Origin of the sequence: Blastomonas sp. UPD001 (assembly GCF_003426715.1) — a bacterium.
In the GTDB taxonomy this organism is placed as follows: domain Bacteria; phylum Pseudomonadota; class Alphaproteobacteria; order Sphingomonadales; family Sphingomonadaceae; genus Blastomonas.
Genome location: NZ_QKVT01000089.1, coordinates 1 through 1,158, shown reverse-complemented (window position 1 = coordinate 1,158; position 1,158 = coordinate 1). Strand labels below are relative to the sequence as shown.

At 55.9% G+C, this 1,158-nt stretch carries 1 protein-coding gene; it reads right to left on the bottom strand.

Annotated elements, in window-relative coordinates; all coding sequences use genetic code 11:
• The coding region (locus tag DM995_RS18955; RefSeq protein ID WP_157973341.1) for a recombinase family protein at nt 1-499 on the bottom strand (499 nt) is incomplete at its 3' end.
• Nucleotides 500-1,158 lie beyond the last annotated feature (659 nt).

Genomic DNA, 1,158 nt, shown 5'->3' with positions numbered 1-1,158 from the left:
CCTCCGAGCGCTTCAGGCGGATGGCGTCGCGCTGCTCAGCGGTGAGGGCCGGTGGCCTGCCAAGCGTTTTGCCCTCAGCCTTGGCGCGGCTCAGACCGGCTTGCGTCCGTTCAACCAGCAAATCCCGTTCAAACTCGGCAACAGCGGCGATAACGCCCATGGTCATCTTGCCAGCGGGGCTGGTCAGATCGACGCCTCCAAGGGCAAGGCAATGAACCTTCACGCCTTCCTTGGCGAGATTGTCCACAGTGCCGCGAACGTCCATCGCATTGCGTCCTAGTCGATCCAGCTTGGTGACAATCAGGATATCCCCGGCTTCCAGCCTGTCGACCAACTTGGCAAAGCCCTTGCGTTTCATGGCGGCAACGGATCCGGATACGGTTTCAGTGACAATCCGTTTGGGATCGACCGTGAAGCCCGCGCCCTCGATCTCTCTAACCTGATTGTCGGTAGTCTGGTCGGTCGTGCTGACACGACAGTAGGCAAATGTACGAGCCATGGTAATCTCCTGTATCGAATACGTGGCTCGTTATGTGGGGTGTATCGGATAGCCTGTCAAGCTATGTTTCGATACACTATCTAAAGCTGTATCGTAACCGGTCGATTTGGATACAGGCGATGGGCTTGGGCTATGAAGGCCGCATGATCGAGCGGCGGCTGGTCTTTGGTAGCTGCAACTGGTTCGGCAGTGCGCATGACTGGCGTGAAACAATATGGGTTTGGCTGCGCCGACGATATTCGCAAGCCGGGCGGTAGGGATACGGGGGAGATTGCACGCTCAGAATTGTCTGATTGCCCTCTCTCAAATCTCCAATAAAAATTAGGTTTGAAGGGGTCGCTATCTGAAAGGCTAAAGCGGGGCTGGCTCGGCCAAATGAGAGCTTTGCCGGGTTCGGGCGGGGACTCCGCCCAAGAAGTCCCTTGCGAACCCTGATCCCCGAAGGAACCGCCCCGCTGACCCGATAGATGGTTTGGACTGGTCCGTCTGTCAATGCTCACCCGAAAAATAAACTGTGGTTTCGGCTATGGTCGTGATTGCCGATTGGCTGACCTTTGGGCGGTAAGGGTATTCTTACGCTGGGTATCCATTGCTGTGTATACGTCATTGCGTATATATACGGTGTGTACTACATACTAGGCCACAGTGGCTAAGCGGAA